The sequence below is a fragment of the Sphingobium sp. HDIP04 genome (genome assembly GCF_000445085.1).
In the GTDB taxonomy this organism is placed as follows: domain Bacteria; phylum Pseudomonadota; class Alphaproteobacteria; order Sphingomonadales; family Sphingomonadaceae; genus Sphingobium; species Sphingobium indicum.
Genome location: NZ_ATDO01000078.1, coordinates 1 through 18,985, shown reverse-complemented (window position 1 = coordinate 18,985; position 18,985 = coordinate 1). Strand labels below are relative to the sequence as shown.

The following is an 18,985-nucleotide window of genomic DNA, read 5'->3' as shown; positions in this document are numbered from 1 at the left end:
CGGATGGGACTCGATGGAACGGATCAAACGCCTTTTCACTATCAAGACGAAGTTCGAGGCGTTCCTGGTGATCTACGCCCTGGCGCTTGGCGCGACTGAGCGCGGCATCGTCTACATGCAGCAATATCCCGGCACGGGCGGCCATTTGCTGGCGCTGGTCTGCACGGGCAGCGTCTTCATCGCGGGCGGCATGATCCTGGACGCCGTGGAAATGCGGCGCAGCGCCTTCAACTTCTAAGCCGATAACACTTGTGTCGGCCCGGCGCGCCATGCAGGAGCGCGTCATGGCTGCCATCATGCTTCAGGGAACGGGATCGGACGTCGGCAAATCCCTGCTGGTGGCCGGGATTTGCCGCGCCCTGGTCCGCAGGGGATATAGCGTCCGGCCGTTCAAGCCGCAGAATATGTCCAACAATGCCGCCGTCACCGCCAACGGCGGAGAGATCGGGCGGGCGCAGGCGCTGCAGGCGATTGCGGCGGGCGTCGAGCCGCATACGGACATGAACCCTGTCCTGCTGAAGCCGCAGGCCGACCGCACGTCGCAGCTTGTCGTCCATGGCCAGGTGCGGGGCAAGCTCGGCAGCAGCAATTTCCGCTCGGCGCGGGGCGAATTGCTGGAGGCGGTGCTGGCCAGCTACCGCCGGTTGCAGGGCCAATGCGACATCGTGGTGGTGGAGGGCGCGGGATCGCCGGCCGAGGTCAATCTGCGGGCGGGCGACATCGCCAATATGGGCTTTGCGCGGGCCGCCGGCGTGCCGGCGATATTGGTGGGCGACATCGACCGGGGCGGCGTGATCGCGGCCGTCGCCGGGACGAAGGCGGTGATCGACCCGGCCGACGCGGCGATGATCCAGGGCTTCCTGATCAACAAGTTCCGGGGCGATCCCGCCCTGTTCGAGGACGGCTATCGCCATATCGAGCGATTGACGGGCTGGAGGGGCTTTGGCGTGATCCCCTGGCTCGGTCAGGCCAGCCGCCTGCCCAGCGAGGATGCCGTGGTGCTGGAACGCAGGCGGGGCGGCCCGGGCGAAAAGCTGCTGATCGCCTGCCCCATCCTGCCCCGGATCGCCAATTTCGACGATCTGGACCCGCTGAAGCTGGAGCCGGGAGTGGAGGTCATGATGGTGCCGCCGGGCCAGCCCATTCCGGCGGAGGCCGCGCTCATCATCCTGCCGGGTTCCAAGGCGACCATCGCGGACCTGCAGGCGGTGCGCGATCAGGGATGGGACATCGACATTCGCGCCCATCACCGGCGCGGGCGGCCGATATTGGGCATATGCGGCGGATACCAGATGCTGGGCCGCAGGATAGACGATCCAGACGGTATGGAGGGCCCGCCGGGCGGGGTCGAGGGGCTGGGCCTGCTGGATGTCGAAACCCGGCTGACATCGGCCAAGACATTGGAAAGGACCGGCGGAACGGCGTTTGGACAGCCCTTTTCGGGCTATGAAATGCATGTCGGCCGGACGGACGGTCCGGACTGCTCGCGCCCCTTCGCATTGCTGGAGGGCGGCCGTCGGGATGGCGCATCGAGCAGGGACGGCATGGTGATGGGAACCTATGTCCACGGCCTGTTCGCCAGCACCGCGCTGCGCGCCGCCCTTCTGGCACGGCTGGGGCATGAAGCGACGTCGGGCGACTATCAGGCTTCGGTGGATGACGCGCTGGACCAGATCGCGATGCAATTGGAGGATCATGTCGACATGGATGGGCTGATCCGGATCGCCACTGCCTGACGCGGCTGGGCCGGGCCGACAAGCGGCGCCGTCGGACGGGCGTATGCGCACCTCTATGCTGTTGGTTATATTTACCGAAAATCAGCGGGATAGTATAAGAAAACGCAGGACATAGCGCTGATGGCATAGCGCGACATGGGGCGGGGCGGAACTTATGTTGCGTGACCTTCATAAACCATCCGCTCCGATGAAGGCCGCCCTGTCATCATGCAGGCGCCACTTTCTTTCTTCCTTGATATTCAGCGCATTGATGAACGTCCTTTATATCGGACCCGTTCTCTACATGCTGCAAATCTATGATCGCGTCGTGACGGGACAGGGCAGGCTTACCCTGTTCTTCCTGACCGTCATCATCATTTTCGCGATCGGCACGCTCGCGCTGCTGGAGCAGGTGCGATCCCGCCTGCTGGTGCGGGCCAGCATCCGCTTCGACCGGCAGCTTTCTGGACTGCTGCTCGACACGGCGCTGAGCGGACGGGGTTCGACGGGCGAAGCGATGAACAAGCAGATCCTGCGGGAATTCGACGCCCTGCGCCAGGCGTTGACCGGGCCGACCATCCTCTCGATCTTCGATTTTCCCTGGAGCCCCATCTATGTCCTCGTCTGCTTCCTGATCCACCCGGCCATCGCGGCCATGGCGGTGGTCGGCGGGGGCGCGCTCCTCTTCATCGCGCTCTGCAACGAACGGCGGACGAACGCGCCGCTCAAGCAGGCCAATGACGCCGCGAACAAGGCCTATGTCAGCCAGGAACAGACCATCGCAGGCGCAGAGGTGATCCGCGCCCTGGGCATGCGCAATGCGCTGGTGCGGCGTCACCTGCTCGAACGCAGGACGATGCTGAACCTTCAGGCCGGCGCGAGCTTCGCGGGCGGCCATTATGTCGCCATCAGCAAGTTCATCCGTCTCGCCCTGCAATCGCTGGCGCTGGGGCTGGGCGCGTGGCTGGCGATCAACAACCAGATTTCGGCGGGCGCGATCTTCGCCTCCTCCTTCCTCGTCGGCCGGGCGCTCGCGCCGATCGACCAGTTGCTGGGCGCGTGGCGCAGCGTCGTCCACGCGCGGGCGAGCTATGCGACGCTCAACGACCTGCTGGCCGCGAGGGACGCGGACATCGCCCTCACCCGGCTGCCCGCGCCTAGAGGCCATATCGCGGTCGAGCATCTGACCTGTTTCAATCAGGGCCAGGAAAGGCCGGTCCTTGCCGACGTCAGCTTCACGGTGGAGCCGGGCGAAGTCATCGCTATCGTCGGACCTAGCGGCGCGGGCAAATCCACGCTGCTGCGCATGCTGTCTGGCGCGGCGCGGCCGTTGCGCGGATCGATCCGCTATGACGGCGCGGACATGCAGGACTGGGATTCGGAACGGCTGGCGGGCTTCGTCGGCTATCTGCCGCAAGACACCTCGCTGTTCGCGGGGACCATCAAGGAGAATATCGCCCGTTTCGGCAACTACCTGTCGGACGATGAGGAAGCGATCGACGATGCCGTCATCGAAGCCGCCCGGCTGAGCGGCGCGCATGACATGATCCAGCAGCTGCCGGGCGGATATAATCTGACGCTCGATTGGGGGGGGCGCGGCCTTTCCGCCGGGCAGGCGCAGCGCGTTGGCCTGGCGCGGGCGCTCTATGGCGGGCCGCCGCTGGTCTTCCTGGACGAGCCCAACGCACATCTCGACGCGGAGGGAGAGGTGCGGCTGGTCGCAACCCTGGCCGACCTCAAGAAGAGGAACGCGTCCGTCATCATCGTCGCCCATCGCATGGGGATATTGGGCGTGGTCGACAAGATCATGGTGATGCGCGACGGAAGGGTGGAGGCCTTTGGCGGGCGCGACGACGTGCTGGGCCGGCTGAAGGCGATCCGCTCGGAAGAACGGCCCGCTCCCCAGACGGCGGAGGGGCAGGCGCCATGAAGGACATTCAGATCAGGGACGCGACCGGAGCGGTCGAGCTTCACTATCCCGCCAGCCGCGGCGCGGAGATCATCGACGACCGTCCTGAGCGCGACATGCGTGCCGGCACGATCATTGCTGTGCTGTTCTTCGTCCTGTTCCTTGGCTGGGCGGCCTTTGCGCGGCTCGACGCGGCCGCCTATGCGCCGGGGCGGCTCACCGTGTCGGGCCAGCGGCAGTCGGTGCAGCATCGCGACGGCGGCGTGGTGGGCGCGATCTTCGTCAAGGAAGGCCAGCATGTCGGCCAGGGCCAGCCGCTGATGGAATTGGCCGACGCCGAGGTGCGGGCGCAGGCGCGAATGTATGGCGCGCAATATATCGAGCTGAAGGCGCAGCGGGCAAGGCTGATAGCCGAGCAATCGGGCGCGAGCCATGTCGAATGGCCTGCCGAATTCGCTGTCCTTGAGGGGCAGGAACAGGATGATGCGCGGGAAGCGATCCGCCTGCAACAGACCCAGTTCGATGCGCGGTCCTCCGTGCTGGCGGCGCAGACCGGCGTGCTGCGCGAGCAGGCCAATCAGGTGCAGCAGACGGCGCGCGGCTATCGTTCGCAGCTGGCGGCCTCTTCGGAACAGGCCCGGCTGATCGGGGAGGAGCTGGAGAGCCTGCGCGGCGTGGCGGAAAAAGGGTTCGTCTCCAAATCCCGGATCAGGGCCCTGGAACGCGCCAGGGCCGACCTTCATGGGCAGGAAGGCCAATTTTCCGCCAACATCGCCCGGTCCGGCGCCGAAGCGGGCGAAAACCGGCTGAAGGCGCTGGAAGCGGAAAAGGCCTATAGGGAACGGGCCGCGTCGGAACTGCGCGACGTCGAATTCTCGCTCAACGAAGTGCTGCCCAAATATCGGGCCGCCAAGGATCAGCTTGCCCGGCTGCAAATCCGGGCGCCCGCCGCCGGCACCATCGTCGGCCTCAACGTCTTCACCGTGGGCGGCGTCATCGCCGCCGGGCAGAAGCTGATGGACATCGTCCCCGACCGGGCGGGCCTGGTCATAGAGGCGCGGATTTCGCCCGAGGACATTGACGACCTGAAAGTGGGGCAGCGGGCGCAGATCAAGTTCAGCAGCCTGCATGAGCGCGACCTGCCGATCATGGACGGGCGGATCAGCCGGCTTTCGGCGGACAGCTTCCAGGACGAGAAGACAGGCATGTCCTTCTACACCGCGGAGATGATCGTGCCGCCAAGGGAAATGGCCAGGATCAGGGACGTGAGGGGCGAGGATTTCAGCCTGAAGGCGGGCATGCCGGTGCAGCTTCTGGTGCCGCTGCGGCGACGGACGGCGCTGCAATATGCGCTGGAGCCGCTGACCCAGTCGCTCTGGCTGTCCTTCAGGGAGCATTGATCCCAAGCGGTCATTGCAGTTCGGAAAAGCGGACCCGCGCTCCGAGCGCCTCATATATCCGGCGATATTCGGCGATGATGGCGCCGCGATCATAATCCCGCACAACGCGCTCGCGCAGCGCTTCGCCCATGGCGCGACGCAGGGAGGGCGATCTCAGCAGGTGCAGGATCGCCGCCGCCGTCCCTTCCGGATTGACCAGTTCGGTGACGATGCCGCCCGGCCGGTCGACCTCGGGCGTCCGTCCCTCTATCATTTCCCGGCAACTGCCGACATCGGGGGCGACCACCGGCACGCCGCACGCGCCCCCTTCCAATATGACGAGCGGCTGCGCTTCCGACAGGCTGGTGAGGACGATCAGGTCGATCCGGGGCAGCCATTGCGCGACATCGACCCGCCCGGCGAACTGCACCGCATTGCCGATGCCCAATTCGGCGACCAGCGCTTCGCAATCGGCGGCATAGTCGGGGTCCTCGTCCAGCGGACCCAATATGGCGAAGCGGACTTCCGGCATGTCCGCCAGGACCAGCGCGACCGCCCTGATGAAGGTCTTGATGTCCTTGATCGGCACGACCCGGCCGATCAGCGCCACCAGCGGCCGGGCGGGATCGCAGGCTCGCTCCATCGATGCGAAGCGCTCCGCATCGATGCCGTTGGGAATGACGCGCAACCGTTCCTGACGGGCGCCCAGGCGGCGCTGCGTCTGGTTGTTGGCGCCGTAAAGCGCGATGATCGGGTCGCATGCGTCATAGCAGGCGCGCGTATAGGTCTGGAAGACCGCCAGCCACAGGTCGCGCAGGTCATGCCCTTCCCGGTCCAGCGTCAGCCCGGTTTCGATCTGGTCCCCGATCCAGTCGGCCATCATGATCTCTATCTGCCGTTCCAGCATGTAGATGCCATGTTCGGTGATGAAGGCGGGATGGCCGGTCTCATGCGCGGCCCGCGCAGCCAGCAGGCCCGCAAAGCCGGTGGAGATGGTGTGATAGACCCGCGCCTTCGGCAAGGGCGCGAGCAGCATCTTGAGCAGCCCGCCCAGGAGCACCCGCATCGCCCAGAAGAAATGATGGAAGGAGGCCGAGCGGAAAGCCGTGTCGTAATAATGGGTGAAGAGGTCGAATATCTCCGGATTGGAGAGGAGATCGCCCGCGCCGGGCGCCGGCCTCAATCCCTCCAGCGCCTTCCTCAAACGGATCAGGTCGTCCCTGCCGCCCGTCGACAGGAAGGCGAGCAGCAGGCGGCCGATCCGCTTCATCTGCGACGCCGGATAGCGGCGCGGCAGGCAGGGTTCGATCAGCAGCGGGATTTCCACCACCTCGACGACATTGGACGGCGGCGCCATGCGCCAGGGTTGCGCGCCATTGCCCGCCTTTATGGCGACGAGCGAAAATCGCAGATCGGGCATGGCGAGGATCAGATCCTGAAGCCAACTGGAAACGCCGCCGACGACGAACGGATAGGCGCCTTCGACGATCAGGCATATGTCGCTTTCCTGCCCGTCGGACATCATGTCGCCGGCTCCGCACCGGCCAGGGGCGCGGACCGCGCCTGGCCCGGCTGATGGCGTTCCATGGCGCGCCTCAACTGGGCGCGCGCCGCCTGCAAGGCGCGGCGCCTTATGTCCCCGCCTTTCAGCAGGCCGGCAATCTCCGCCAGCTTCCGGTTGGCCTCCTGACAGAGCCGAAGCCGCTGCCCCTGGGGGAGCAACTGGTTGAAGCAGCCATGGTCGGCCAGCAGCATGGCAAGGGCATAGCGATCGTCGAGATGCTGGGAAGGCGCGATCCTCGCCTGCAATTCGCCGCGCTGCTGCGCCAGATTGTAGCTGACCTGCGCGGCGGCGGCGGCGGCAAGCGCCCGGATGGTCTGATCCTCGTCGGACAGGGCCATGACGATCAGGGGGGATAGTCGCGGCTCGAAGGAGATCACCGCGGTTTCCAGCGCCCGATAGCGCGCCTGGAGATTGCCGTAGCGGAGCATGGTGGCGAGCGAGCCGATCTCGTCGCTTTCCGGATAGCGCACGCGATCGTCGAGTATCCGGCCCAGCCGCTCGACCGGGGACATTTCGCCGACCTTCCGCCGCTTGCCGGTGCGGACATTCCGATAGGCGATCTGCCTCTTCCGGCCTGATCTCCGGGCGAGCGGCGCCAGCATCAGGCAGCCCAGCATGCCCGCCGGCCCGATGGCTGCCCCGACCGGCAGGGCAAAGCGCTGAAGCACGCCCAGAGCGGGTTTCGATCTGATTGAATCCGATTGCCGCTCTGGATTCCTTGCCTTCCGCGATTTCTTGATCAGCGGTCGGCTCGGATCGCTTGGAAATCGCTCTGGCGCCGCGAGCCGCTTCATCGCAACCAGCAGGGCGGCGCAGGAGAGCGCGAGATGGACGGGCGCGAACCAGTAGCCGCTCCCCTGCCCCATCCACAGCGCGCCAAGGAGCAGCAGCAGGTCGACGACCGAAAACAGGATGAGCAGGACGATCAAGCCACCTTTCCTTCAGGCACCAGCCATTTCGCCGCAGATGCCTGTTCGCGGCCGAACAGCGCCGGGGATTGGCCCAGCAGGTCCGCGACCTGCAGCAGTTGCGCAACATAGGCCTCCGTGATCCTGATTCCGACGGCGCTGTGGACAAGGATGATGGCTGTCAGTCCTTCATCCGTCCGCGCGACCGGCACGGCCAGAATGCCGCTCTCCGACAACAGCGGACAGTCGGCGGCGCGATCCGCCCGCAACGGCCGCGGCGTGGCCAGCATCGCCTGCGCCATCGAAGAGCGCGACAGGTCCGGGGGCTGGCCCATGGCCGCCCTGCCGCCGAAGCGCGCCGTCACCTGCGCGCCGCGCACGTCGTAGAAGGTGAAATCCTCCGTCTGCGCGGCGAGCGCGATCAGGCGGGCGAGCGCGTCGGCCTGGCTTTCCGGATCGGCTTTCGAAACGGCCAGCCCGGCCGCCATGGCCTGGACGATCGTGCGCTGCTCGGTCGCGATCCGGACCTGGAGCTTGCGGTTGGTGTCGGTGAGCCGGGCGATGATTTCCGCCAGCTTCTTCCAGTTGCGGTCCATCGCCTGATGCTGCCGCTCCTGGTCCGCCAGGCGGTTCCTGCGGCTGGCCGTCACCTCCCCGGTCACCAGGGCCGTCACCATCCACAGCATCGGCTGGATGGAAAGGCGCAATTGCTGCTCGATATGGTCGGTCGCGCCCGACCACAGGTTCGACCAGTGGAACCAGATGGCGGAGGCGATGGCGGCCGCTGCCAGTCCCGATCCGGTGCCATAGGTCGTCGCCATGACCAGCACCGGCAGCCAATAGGGATTGGGGTTCAGATCGGAAAAGGCGTCGCCCTTCATCAATCCCTGGTCGACCGCCACCAGCGCGGCGAAGAGGAGCAGCATTTCCGCGCATTGCAGCAGCATGGGCCGCTTCTTCAGCATCAGTGCCTCCCGAGATAGCGAGTGAGCGCCACGCGCAGATAAAGTTGGCGGCCCGAAATGCCCGGCCGGCTGATCGAGCTGATCCCGCCGCTCGCCTGGAGGCGCCAGCCGTCGCTCAGCCGCCCCGTGGCGCTGACGTTCGCCGTGGGTCCGTCGGTCTTGCCCTTCCGGTCGAAGGTCCAGCCCGCCGCGCCGCTGATCTGCCAACGGGTCCAGGACATGCCGGACGACAGTTGGAAGCTGTGATTTTCCCTGTCGCTGAGGGGGATATAGGAAAGGCCATTGGGCCGCAGCGTCCTGCGGCCGACATATTCCGCATCCAGCCGGTAACTGACCGCCAGCGACGGCGATCCGCGGCGGAGCAGGTAATCGAGACCGCCCGCCACGGTGACGCTGCGCGTCCGGACGCCGGTGCCGGTCAATCCATAGCCGTTCCAGCCTCCATCCGCCTGCACCGCCAGTTCGGGCGTCAGGCGGATCGTCCCGCCAATCCCTGCGCGGCTGATATGCCCGCCGAAGGTCGACTGTTCCGGCGTGGCAAGGTCCGGCAGGCGATAGGCGAGGACCAGCCTCCCCTGCCTTTCGGGCGGCCCGGCGAACAGCCGGAGTCCCGCGCCCGCGACCTTTTCGTCCAATTGGGCACTGCCCTGAAGCTCGATCCGGGACACCGCGCCCAGATTGACGGTCGCGAACAGATCCCCCACGGTCGAGCGGGACGTGCGATTGGCCAGAATGCCCTCGGCGCCATAGACGGTATCCCCTTCCGAGCGGAACCAGCGGATGCCCGCGCCCAAAGAGAGGCGGCTGTCCAACGGCGCCATGGCGTTGAGGCCCGCCTCCGCCTGCCAGAAGACCTTGCCGCCGCGCGCCGTCACCGCCGCCGCGACATTGCCGCCCGATTCCGCCAGCGCCTGCCGGGCAAAGGGGTCGTCCGCGGCGAGGTTGCGATAGCGCGCCGCGCCAAGGGCCAGCGCACCCTCCGCAACCTCCATGTCGCCCAGCAGGCGCTGTATGCGCCTGTCGCCCGGATATGCCGCCGCCAGCGGGGCAAGCCGCCGCCGCGCCAGGCCGGGATAGCCGGCGGCGGCATCCGCCTGCGCCCGGGCGATGGCAAGTTCGACGTCCAAATCCGCCCTTTGCGGCTCGCCTGCGATGGCCGGGGCAGGCGTCGCCTCTCCATCGGGCAGGAAACGGACATGCAGCACGCGCTTGTCCGCCACCGCCTCCAGCTTCCGCCCCGCAGCGGCGCGCAGAACCAGGCTGTCGTCGTTCCAGCGCAGATCCGCCAGGTTAGGACCGGCGGCGGCGGCGAAATCCTTGAGCGCTGCATCGGCAATCGGGCGGTCGAACCGGACGACAAGTTCATGGCCGCTGTCTTCCAGTTCGATATGCACGTCCCCGCTCCATTGCAGGTCGACCGTCCTTGCGTTCGACGCCGTCACGTCGGTGTCGGGCGGCAATGCCGCGACCATGAGCGGCGGCGGACCCATCAGCAGCAAGGCGGCCAGCGGCGTCATGGCCGCAGCACCTTGCGCGCGCGCCCCGGATCGCCCGCCGCTATGAGCAGGCGGGCCAGCATGATGTCGAGCTTGCGGTCGGCGGGCGCGGCGCGGCGCAGCGCTTCGACAATGGCCGTTGCCTCCGCCGTCCGACCAAGCCGAGCCAGCAGTTCCGCCCGTTCCACCGAAAGCGGCGGCGCGAGGGCCAGCGATCTTTCGATCCAGGGGCGAGCCCCGGCTTCCCCCTTCAGCTTCGCCTGCGCATCGGCCATCAGGCTCAACGCCTCCCTGTCGTCGGGGCGTTCGCGAAGATAGACCTGCAACTGGCCGGCGGCCTCTCGCGCATCGCCCCTGTTCCAGCCGTCCCAGGCGAGGCGAAGGCGATCCAACGGCTCAGCCGCGCCATTGGCGATACGGGCGTTCGCAAGCGCCAGATCGTAATAAGCCGCCCGCTCCGGCGGAACGCGGGCAGCGGCGGCCGCCTTCAACTGCGCGGCGGAAAGGGGGCGGCCGTCGAGCAGCCGATCGAGCGCCCGCGCAGCCGCCGCCCTGTCGCGTGCCGCATTGGCCAGTGCGATGCGCTGAACCAGAATGTCGTTGCTGTCCGCACTCCCGGCCGCCTCCAGAAAGGCCAGCGCCTCCGCAGGCCCCGCGCGTTCGACATAGGGCTGCACCCATGTCGGATCGGCCGATGCCCGCTCCTTCAGCCAGGCCAAGTCCTGCGCGACAGGGCGCGGCCCCATCAGGTACAGCATGCGCGCATCGGAAACGGCGTCGTTGCTGGCCGCCGATTGCTGCCGAAGCAGGGCGATGGAATCCGATCGGAAGCCCCTTTCCAGCAGGCGTTGCGCGATGGCGGGACGGTCTGCGCCTGGCTCGGCCGCCCGATCAAGCAACCATCGCCGCACCGCATCCCCGTTTCCGGATGCCATGACGATGCTTTCGCGGGCCGCGTCGCGCCCCGTGGGCAGCATGGCGGCATAGCGGAGCGCCGAACGGATGTCGCCGGACCGCTGCGCCAGGGTCATGGCGAGCCAGGGGTTCCGCTCCCGCCAGCGCGGCGTCCCGAACCGATCGATCCGGGCGATGAGGTCATAGCGTCCCGCCGCATTCGCCCAGGATGCCAGATCGAGCGACCGGGCGGGGTCAAGCGGCGCCATGGCGCCATGTTCCGCCGCCAGGATCAGCAGGTCCGGCTGGCCGAGCGCATAGCTGGCCTCGACCAGATCTTTCGCCGGGGCGGTTCCGGGGTTCATCACCGCCGCCCGCGCCAGGTCCGCAGCGCCCTGCGCATCCCCGACCTTGCGATGCAGGTCGAAGCGCAGGCGCCAATGGGCCGGGGCAGCGCGGTCCGGCCGGCCTTCCAGGAAGGCGAGCGCGACCTCCGGACGTCCGCCCGCCATGATGTCATAGGTCAGCCGCGCGCTCGATACCGGCGCGCCGCCCCGCGCCAGGGCGTCCGCAAGCCGTCCCAGAACCTTTGCGTCGGCCGTCGCCACGGAAGCGTTCAACAGCCGTTGGAGGTCGGGAGGAGAAAGGCTTTTCCCTTGCGCGAAGCGCTGCATCAGAATGGCCGTGCCCGGTGGAGGCAAGGGCATGGCGACCGGCGGCGGCGCGAATGTCGCCCGTCGGATCGCATCGGCGATCTGCCAGTGGCTGGGCATCAGCAGCACCGCGGCGGCTATCAGCAGCCCGCCCCCCGCAATCGGTCCGACGAACGCCATGTTCGGATTGCGCAGCGCTTCGATCTTCATGACAGGGGTTCCGCTATGAGCCGGTCGAGGGCCAGGGTGGACACATAGGGCTGGAATCCGGCGGCGCGTTCCCGCGCATAGAGGCTGGCGACAGTGGCCGTGTCCCGCATATCCCAATAATCGAGCGTGGCGAGCCCCAGGCGGGGATTGATCCGCCTGGCCGCGAACAGATGGTTCGCCTGCCATTGCCAGTCTTCGGCGGAGGTCATCTCATAGCGCCCCTCCGCGAAGTTCCAGCGCGACGCCATGGCCTCCGCCAGCACGATGTCGATCCGACCGGCAACCTGCGGCAGCAGGGCATAGCCCCGGTTCATCATGATCGCCATGTCGGGGAAGCGCGCGCGAATGGCCTGCACCAGCCGCGCGGCGCCGGCCACCATGCCCTTGTTCCGCTCGGCATCCTGCCGCTCCAACGCCTCCGCATTGTCCAGCGTGTCCATGAAGATGCCGTCATAGCCCTTGCGCAATATGGCGGGGATCAGGCGTTCGATCACCAGGCCGGTCCAGGCGGGATCGCGCAGGTCGACGAGCCGCGCCTTCGGCCAGTTCGGATTGGCCTGCCGCAGCGCGCCCGCCTTTTCCAGTTCGGCGATGAAGGGGCGTCCGGCATGGACCTCCCCCAGGCTGATATAGCCCAGCAACCGGCTGCCGGGACCGCGCAGCGGGGCGAGCGGGCGGGCGAAGTCCGGCTCCAGCACCAGAAGGCCGAAACGGCGGGCCACGGCGGGGTCGGTCGCCTCGCCATAATCCACGCCCCAGCCATCGGCCGCGCCGATTTCGGGCAGAGCGCGGGCCGAAAGGCCGAACACCATCAGCGACAGCGCCAGCAGATCGCGGCGGCGGAAGGGAAGGACGCTCATGGCCAGAACCTCGCCCACAGGCCGCTATTGCCGACCACCGCCGGATTATTGCCGACGAAAAGCAGATAGGTGAGCCTGCCCGTCGCCTCCGCCACCAGCGCGACGGCCAGCGAGGCCGCCGTGACCGCGCCCGCCAGATAGCCGAAGCCGAAGCCGGCGAAGCCGCTGTCGCGAAACAGCAGCGTGCCCGCCGCGCTCGCCAGCAGGAAGCTGCCCCAGACCGCCACGATCCGGCCGGCAAGGTCGTAATAGGAGAGGATGATGCTCATCTGGATCGCGACGAGGTGGAAGACCACGCCAACCGCCGTCAGCCGGAAACCGAATATGCCGCGCGCGTTCATGTCCAGCAGGCGGATGATCTCCGGCGCCAGAACCCAGCAGAAGCCGGCGAGGATCGCCTGCTCCACCATCAGCAGCCGCAGGTCCAGCCGGATCGTCCGGCCGACCTTCCGCCGCGCCTTTTCGATCCGGCGGCGATTGGCGGTGCCCATGCAATGGCCCATCAGCGCCGCGAAGGCGCGGTCGAACCGCGTCTCCGTCGTGACCAGGATCAGCGTCAGGCCGGGGATCATCGTGAGCAGGCCGAGGAAGCTGGCCTGGTCGTTGACCGGATTGACGCGCAGCGCCCCCACGGCCTGGACGCTGCCCGGCGCCCACCAGAGCAGCCATTTGTCGATCCAGATCGCCAGCGCATTGGCCAGCCCCGCCGCGCCCAGCGCCAGCACGCCGGGCGTCCGGCCGATCCAGTCCGTCCGCCAGTCGGGGCTGTTGGGAAAATCATCCCGTATCGCGGCGATCAGCAGCGCCAGCGTCACGGTCAGGCCCGCCGCGATGGATGCAAGGACAGCGGCCGGCGCGGTCGGCCGGAACAGCACCAGGCACGGGGTCACCATCGCGATGCCGCAAAAATAGGCCAGGAAGATCGGCCGATGCCGCCATGTCGCGTGCAGGAAGGGGCTGGCGATCCAGATTTGCGAGAACAGCGTCAGAATGGCGGTCGCGAGCAGGAACAGGTCCGGCCGCAATCTTCCGGCCAGGCCGAACAGCAGACCGCCGGCGATCTGCGAGGCCAGCGTCGCCCACACCAGCGCCGCGAGCAGGATGGCGGGGATGGCGTCGCGCTCCCCCAGATAGAAGCGATCCGACGCCATGCGGGTCGCGATCATCGCCAATGGCGCCGTGATCACCGTCGATACGCCGAAGGCATAGACCAGGCTGGTCTGGATGATCGCATGATCGGCGGGAGCCATGGCGGACCGCGTCCAACTCTGTAGCAGGAAGACCGCGAGGGCGGTCATCAGCCACGGCCCGGAACTGACCACGGCCCCGTGAAAGGCGGCGTTGGCGATCCCGCCCAATCCCTCTTCCCGGGCTATCCGGTCCAATCTGAAGCCGATGCCAGCCATTCTCCGGCCCCGTCGCTAAAGCAGGAAATCGCTCGCGGTCAGGTTGTGCACCCCGATCAGCCTGATCGCGAAATCCACCGTCGCCGGATTATTGTCGACATTCGCCTCGACAAAGCTGTCCGTACCGTTGGAATAGACATGGAGCTGGCCCGCCCCTGAAAAGGCTGCATTGCCGATGAAGCTGAAGGCCTGGTTTCCCGACAGCGCGGAGAGCGCGTCGATCCCGGACAGGTCGATCCGGTCGATCCCCTGCTGGAAATCCATGATCCGGTCCATGACCGCGAGCGTGCTGTTGCCCGTCGCATTGTAGATGAACAGGTCGGCATCGGCGCCGCCCGTCAATATGTCCGCGCCCGCTCCTCCCGTGATGCGGTCGGCGCCCGCGCCGCCATCGATATTGTCATTGCCGCCCGCGCCGTTCAGCGTATCGGACCCGCCATTGCCGATCAGCGTGTCGTTGCCGCCCGCGCCCCTCAGCGTGTCTTCCTCCCCCTGGCCGATCAGCGTCGAACCGCCGCTGGCCGCCGTCAGCGACAGGCCGGAGACATTGTTGACCACGACCGTCAGGTTCTGGAAATCCTGAGCCCCCAGGCTGTCCGTCGCCAGCACCTGGACCTGATAGCGATTGTCCAGGTTGGAATCGGCCGGCGCCTCGAAATCCGGGGCGCTCTTGAAGGTGAGGACGCCGCTCTGGGGATCGATGGAAAAGAGCGCGCCGTCCACGGCCGATCCCAGCGAATAGGTGATTGACTGACCCAGGTTGACGTCCGTCGCCGTGACCTTCGTCACGGCCGTGCCGTTTTCGGCCATGCGGATGGTGGCGGATGCGCCGCCGCCGTTGGAGATGATGATCGGCGGGGCGTTGAGGATGGTCACGGTGACGGCGATGGCCTGCTCGTCATGAAACGTTCCGTCCGACGCGCGGACGATGACGTCATAGACATTGTCCCTGCCCGCGTCCGTCGGCAGCAGATAATTGGGCGTGCTCACGAAGTTGAGCTGCCCTGTCGAAGCGTTGATCGTGAACTTGCCCGCATCCACGCCGCCCGCGATGGAATAGGCCAGCGTCGTGTTGGCATCAGGATCGACAGCCGTAACCTTCATCACTGGTCGCGTGCCGCTGGAAACCGAGATGGCAGCCGTGTCGCCGCCGCCGCCGGAGGTGATCACCGGCGCCTGCTCGTTCACATTGGTGACGGTGACGTTGATGGCCTGATCGTCGAACAGCGCGCCGTCGGACACTCGCACGGTCAGGCTGTAGACATTGTTTCCGTTCGCATCGCCCGGCAGGTCGTAATTGGGCGGGCTGAGGAAAGCGAGCGCGCCGGTCGAAGGATCGATCGAGAACAGCGCGCGATCCGGGCCGCCGACGATCGAATAGGCCAGCACCGTGCCCGCATCGGGATCGATCGCGGTCACGGTCGTCACGGCCATCAGGTTTTCGGCGATGGAGACCGCCGCCGAAGCCCCGCCGCCATTCGAGGTGATGACCGGCGCTTCGTTCACATTGGTGATCGTGACCGCGATCGCCTGATCGTCGTACAGCGTGCCGTCGGATGCGCGGACGATGACGTCATAGACATTGTCCGTCCCGACATCGCCGGCCGCTTCGAAATTCGGCGCGCTGAGGAAGGTCAGCGCTCCCGTCGCGCCGTCGATCCTGAATTTCGCGGCGTCCGCTCCGCCGGAGATGGAATAGCCGATCACCGTCCCCACGTCCGCATCGGTCGCGACAACGGTTGTCACGGCCGTGCCGTTCTCCCCCATGGAAAGCGTCGCCGTGGCGCCGCCGCCATTGGAGACGATCACCGGCGGATTCTTATATTCCAGCATGATGTTGTGCAGGCCATAGCCGCCCAGGTCGACCGTCACGATCTCCCCGACCTGGCTATATCCCGCCGCCCCTGTGACGACGATCCCGTCCGTGCCCGGATTGGCGATGTCGATGACGACCTTCCCCTCTCCCTGGATCGAAAAGGCGAGGTTATGGCCGTCGCCGGCGACGCTCAGCAGCACGGCCCGCATCGGCAGGTCGGTGATGTGCGTCACATCGTCCGCCGCTGCTCCCAGAGTGATCTTGAAGGTGCCCCCGCTCTGGGGCAGGAAGACGCTGTCGCTGTCATAGGCGTACCAGCCGGTCACATTCTGGATGACCAGCGCGCCCTGGCGCTCGACATCCAGCGACAGGTTGCCGACATTGGCGCCGCCGACGCTGGCGGTGATGCTGTTGCCCGCCACGGTCGTGGTGATCGTGGCGTTCTTCACCGCCGTCATGCGCGCCGCCAGGTCATCCAGCGTGACGAATTCCATGTTCGCCGCCACCGCATGCTGAATCCAGCTTGTGAACAGCGAAATATCATAGGGGCTGTCCACCGTCGGGCTGCCCGACAGGAAATCCGCCGCGCCATAGTCGTGCCAGGGCCAGACGATGACGGGCGTTCCCGCATTGGCGACCAGCTTGTCGAATTCGCCGATCCAGAGCGCGGTCGCTTCGGCCACGGTCTTCTTCTGAAATTCGATGAAGGTGTAGTCGAAGGAGGTGTTGGGCGCGAAATAGATCTTGCTCTGGTCGGCGGGGGTCAGATAGCCGAAGGCGTTGGGATAGCCCGCGCCCTGCGCCGCATAGCCGCCGGTCAGATAATCCGACACATATTTCATGATCTCCTGCGAGACCGGCAGGGATTCCGGCGCGCCCGGCACGGCGCCGCCGGTGATCTGGAACGGCTGGTTGAGATAGGCGCTGATTTGCTGGTTCAGGATCGCGATGCTGTTCTGGAATTCGGTCTGGATCTGCTGCGCGTTGAGCAGGTTGGTGTTGTCCGGGTGGGTCAGGCTGTGCGTGCCCAGTTCGTTGCCGAGGTCGAGGAGCGCCTTGTAATAGGGCAGCGACACCGCCCAGTCGGTCCCGGTGCCGTTGGTCCCGTTGCCGACATTCAGGTAGAAGCTGCCGACGAAATTATAATCCGCCTTCCATTGGATCAGGATGGGCAGCAGCTTGTCGTAGATGCCCGGCGTGCTGCCGGGAGGGTCGACGTCCTCCAGCTCCTGGCTCTGGTCCATGTCGACGCGGGCGGCGACGATGCCGGATTCGCGCGACAAATGCAGGCCGACCGACAGGCCAGTGCCGTTGGCCGCGTAGCTGATCGCCTGTTGCAGCATGTTGGCGTCGGCCATCACGCCTTCGCTGGAGAAAAGCACGTTGCGCGCCGCGCCGGTCTGCGTCGCGAGGGCGGCGGCATAGGCCGATCCGCCGTCGATGGTTTCGGTGGCGATCTGGTGCCCGGTGCCGCTGACGCTGGCAAAGGCGTTCCAGCCGACGCCGCTATAGCTGTTCACCTGCTGCCCGTTGGCATAATGGTCGAGGACGAGGCCGGTCGGGTCCGTCGCGGTCACCACCACATCGCCGGTGCCGCCGGTAACGCGGGTGGCGTCGAACAGCAGCTTCATCTGGGCATAGGGATCGCCCGGCAGCGGATCGCCGCCGATCGCGCCGCCCGGCACATGCGGCTGGTTCGTCATGAACTCGCCCGCCGTGATCAGGCCGATGCCCAGTTGCTTGCTGGCCATTTCCAGCGTGTGGGAAATCGCCTCCACCTTGTCGACGGGGACGTTGCGGAAGGAGGGGAAGACCAGCGCGTCGTAATGGGACAGCTTGTTGAGATCGGTAAGGTCGGCCTCCGTCAATATGTCGAAGGGGATGCCGGCCTGGATCGCCTGCGCCTGGACCGACATGAAAAGCTGCGAATAGGCGGTCGGGCTGAAATAGGCGTCGGCGGTCGTCTGGGAGAAGACGATGCCGATCCGCATGTCCGGGGCCTGGGTCGCGCTCGTCTGGTTGAAGACCGTGAACGGGGCGGACTGATAGTTGGACGGCATGAAGCTGTTGGACAGGTTGTTGATGTCGTAATAGCTGTACATCGCCGCCGGATTGCCCACCGAGGATGTCGGCAGGCGGAATTCCACCGTGGTGCGGTCCGCCGACCAGGCCGCCTGCAGGCCGCCGAGCACCAGCGTTTCGCCCGCCGCGCCGCTATAGAGGTTCACCGTTCCGTCAGCCGCGAAATTGATATTATATTCCGCGCCGCCCGCGAAGCCGAATATCTGGTAGCCGGTGGACGTCTTGCCGTCCGTGTTCAGCCAGACGGTGGTGTCCGCGCCTATGGCAACGGGCGCGGTCAGGGCGAAGACGAAGGCGTCATTGTCCAGGGTCGCATAGACCTGGTAGCCGGGGGCGCTGTTGTCGTCGATCCGGTCGGTCGCGAACCAGTCATCCAAAGAGCCGTCGATAGTGACGCTGTGGCCATAGGTCATGGCAAACCCCTAAACTTATGAATGTCGAAATCATTTCATAGGTTTGCGACCCAATATCTTTTGGTTTTCGTCAATAAAAACCGGACGCGCATGCACAACGGACAATAGAGCGCAACGCTCATGCCCGGCATTGAAGACAAAATATGCCGTTCTGGGTTTCCCAGCCATTATCCGCGTCGATGAGGCTGCGTCAGGGTATAAAAATCATCTTCTGATATGCCCGCTGCGGTTCCCAAGGCCGGGCGATCCGCTCAGGGCTACAGTCACACCACGCATCTATCTGGGGCGACTCGGTTTTTTGAAGTTTTACCCATGGTTAATTTGCGGTCAGGCATGTTCCAATGTCAACTTCAATGAACAAATATCGGCATAAAAAATTTCCGTTATGGTCAAATAGTCTATCAATTAAGGATGTATACTAGTTAAGTATAGCGGATGGATTATACCCACCGTTATATCCCGGAATTTCTCATTTTACTTTATAAGACCTCCCGCCTCGACCGCCCGTCCCGCCGGGTGGCGGTTTACTGATTCAGGATCGACGTTCCGCAAGAAGGGACCGTGATTGTGTTTCGGGCACGCGAAAAGCTATCCTCGATCGGCCTTATCGCCGCCGCCACGCTGATGCTGGCTGGGTGCGGAGGCGGTGGAGATGACGGCACGCCGACCCCCGCCCCGACGCCGGCTCCGACGCCGGCTCCGACGCCCTCGCCCA

12 protein-coding genes are annotated in these 18,985 nt (G+C 66.0%); 4 read left to right on the top strand and 8 right to left on the bottom strand.

What is annotated here, in order from left to right:
* Positions 1–13 precede the first annotated feature (13 nt).
* The 4 genes from L286_RS33335 to L286_RS33320 all read left to right on the top strand — a co-directional run bounded on the left by L286_RS33335 (position 14) and on the right by L286_RS33320 (position 5,024).
* A complete protein-coding gene (locus L286_RS33335) occupies positions 14–238 on the top strand; it encodes a hypothetical protein (protein WP_020820731.1) in 225 nt (74 codons plus the stop codon).
* Positions 239–284: 46 nt separating this feature from the next.
* On the top strand, positions 285–1,736 hold the full coding sequence (locus L286_RS33330; RefSeq protein WP_020820730.1) for a cobyric acid synthase: 1,452 nt from the start codon (positions 285–287) through the stop codon (positions 1,734–1,736).
* 187 nt (positions 1,737–1,923) lie between these two features.
* Positions 1,924–3,645, top strand: a complete 1,722-nt coding sequence (locus tag L286_RS33325) for a type I secretion system permease/ATPase (RefSeq protein ID WP_084498514.1) — start codon at positions 1,924–1,926, stop codon at positions 3,643–3,645.
* On the top strand, positions 3,642–5,024 hold the full coding sequence (locus L286_RS33320) for an HlyD family type I secretion periplasmic adaptor subunit (protein WP_020820728.1): 1,383 nt from the start codon (positions 3,642–3,644) through the stop codon (positions 5,022–5,024). The genes L286_RS33325 and L286_RS33320 overlap by 4 nt, the downstream gene beginning before the upstream one ends.
* 10 nt (positions 5,025–5,034) lie before the next feature.
* On the opposite strand, the gene pelF is transcribed toward L286_RS33320, so the two are convergent.
* Genes pelF through L286_RS33280 form a run of 8 tightly spaced genes read right to left on the bottom strand, consistent with a single transcriptional unit; the run spans position 5,035 to position 18,270 of the window.
* Entirely contained in the window at positions 5,035–6,528 is a 1,494-nt protein-coding gene (gene pelF / locus L286_RS33315; protein WP_020820727.1) for a GT4 family glycosyltransferase PelF, read from the bottom strand.
* A complete protein-coding gene (locus L286_RS33310; RefSeq protein WP_020820726.1) occupies positions 6,525–7,496 on the bottom strand; it encodes a hypothetical protein in 972 nt (323 codons plus the stop codon). Before L286_RS33310 ends, pelF begins: the two co-directional genes overlap by 4 nt.
* Positions 7,493–8,440: a hypothetical protein gene (locus tag L286_RS33305; protein WP_020820725.1), complete on the bottom strand. Its 948-nt coding sequence runs from the start codon at positions 8,438–8,440 to the stop codon at positions 7,493–7,495. Before L286_RS33305 ends, L286_RS33310 begins: the two co-directional genes overlap by 4 nt.
* Positions 8,440–9,957: a hypothetical protein gene (locus tag L286_RS33300; RefSeq protein WP_020820724.1), complete on the bottom strand. Its 1,518-nt coding sequence runs from the start codon at positions 9,955–9,957 to the stop codon at positions 8,440–8,442. Before L286_RS33300 ends, L286_RS33305 begins: the two co-directional genes overlap by 1 nt.
* Complete coding sequence (locus L286_RS33295; RefSeq protein WP_020820723.1) at positions 9,954–11,693, bottom strand: hypothetical protein; 1,740 nt, start codon at positions 11,691–11,693, stop codon at positions 9,954–9,956. The genes L286_RS33300 and L286_RS33295 overlap by 4 nt, the downstream gene beginning before the upstream one ends.
* Entirely contained in the window at positions 11,690–12,553 is an 864-nt protein-coding gene (locus L286_RS33290) for an endo alpha-1,4 polygalactosaminidase (protein WP_025160735.1), read from the bottom strand. The genes L286_RS33295 and L286_RS33290 overlap by 4 nt, the downstream gene beginning before the upstream one ends.
* On the bottom strand, positions 12,550–13,959 hold the full coding sequence (gene pelG / locus L286_RS33285) for an exopolysaccharide Pel transporter PelG (RefSeq protein ID WP_020820722.1): 1,410 nt from the start codon (positions 13,957–13,959) through the stop codon (positions 12,550–12,552). Before pelG ends, L286_RS33290 begins: the two co-directional genes overlap by 4 nt.
* A gap of 15 nt (positions 13,960–13,974) precedes the next feature.
* Entirely contained in the window at positions 13,975–18,270 is a 4,296-nt protein-coding gene (locus tag L286_RS33280) for a cadherin domain-containing protein (RefSeq protein ID WP_020820721.1), read from the bottom strand.
* Between the last annotated feature and the right edge of the window lie 715 nt (positions 18,271–18,985).

Bases quoted from the DNA above. Each gene is read 5' to 3' on its own strand.
- L286_RS33335 (WP_020820731.1), top strand. From the start codon at position 14: ATGGAACGGATCAAACGCCTTTTCACTATCAAGACGAAGTTCGAGGCG.
- L286_RS33330 (WP_020820730.1), top strand. From the start codon at position 285: ATGGCTGCCATCATGCTTCAGGGAACGGGATCGGACGTCGGCAAATCC.
- L286_RS33325 (WP_084498514.1), top strand. From the start codon at position 1,924: ATGAAGGCCGCCCTGTCATCATGCAGGCGCCACTTTCTTTCTTCCTTG.
- L286_RS33320 (WP_020820728.1), top strand. From the start codon at position 3,642: ATGAAGGACATTCAGATCAGGGACGCGACCGGAGCGGTCGAGCTTCAC.
- pelF (WP_020820727.1), bottom strand. From the start codon at position 6,528: ATGATGTCCGACGGGCAGGAAAGCGACATATGCCTGATCGTCGAAGGC.
- L286_RS33305 (WP_020820725.1), bottom strand. From the start codon at position 8,440: ATGCTGAAGAAGCGGCCCATGCTGCTGCAATGCGCGGAAATGCTGCTC.
- L286_RS33300 (WP_020820724.1), bottom strand. From the start codon at position 9,957: ATGACGCCGCTGGCCGCCTTGCTGCTGATGGGTCCGCCGCCGCTCATG.
- L286_RS33295 (WP_020820723.1), bottom strand. From the start codon at position 11,693: ATGAAGATCGAAGCGCTGCGCAATCCGAACATGGCGTTCGTCGGACCG.
- L286_RS33290 (WP_025160735.1), bottom strand. From the start codon at position 12,553: ATGAGCGTCCTTCCCTTCCGCCGCCGCGATCTGCTGGCGCTGTCGCTG.
- pelG (WP_020820722.1), bottom strand. From the start codon at position 13,959: ATGGCTGGCATCGGCTTCAGATTGGACCGGATAGCCCGGGAAGAGGGA.
- L286_RS33280 (WP_020820721.1), bottom strand. From the start codon at position 18,270: ATGACCTATGGCCACAGCGTCACTATCGACGGCTCTTTGGATGACTGG.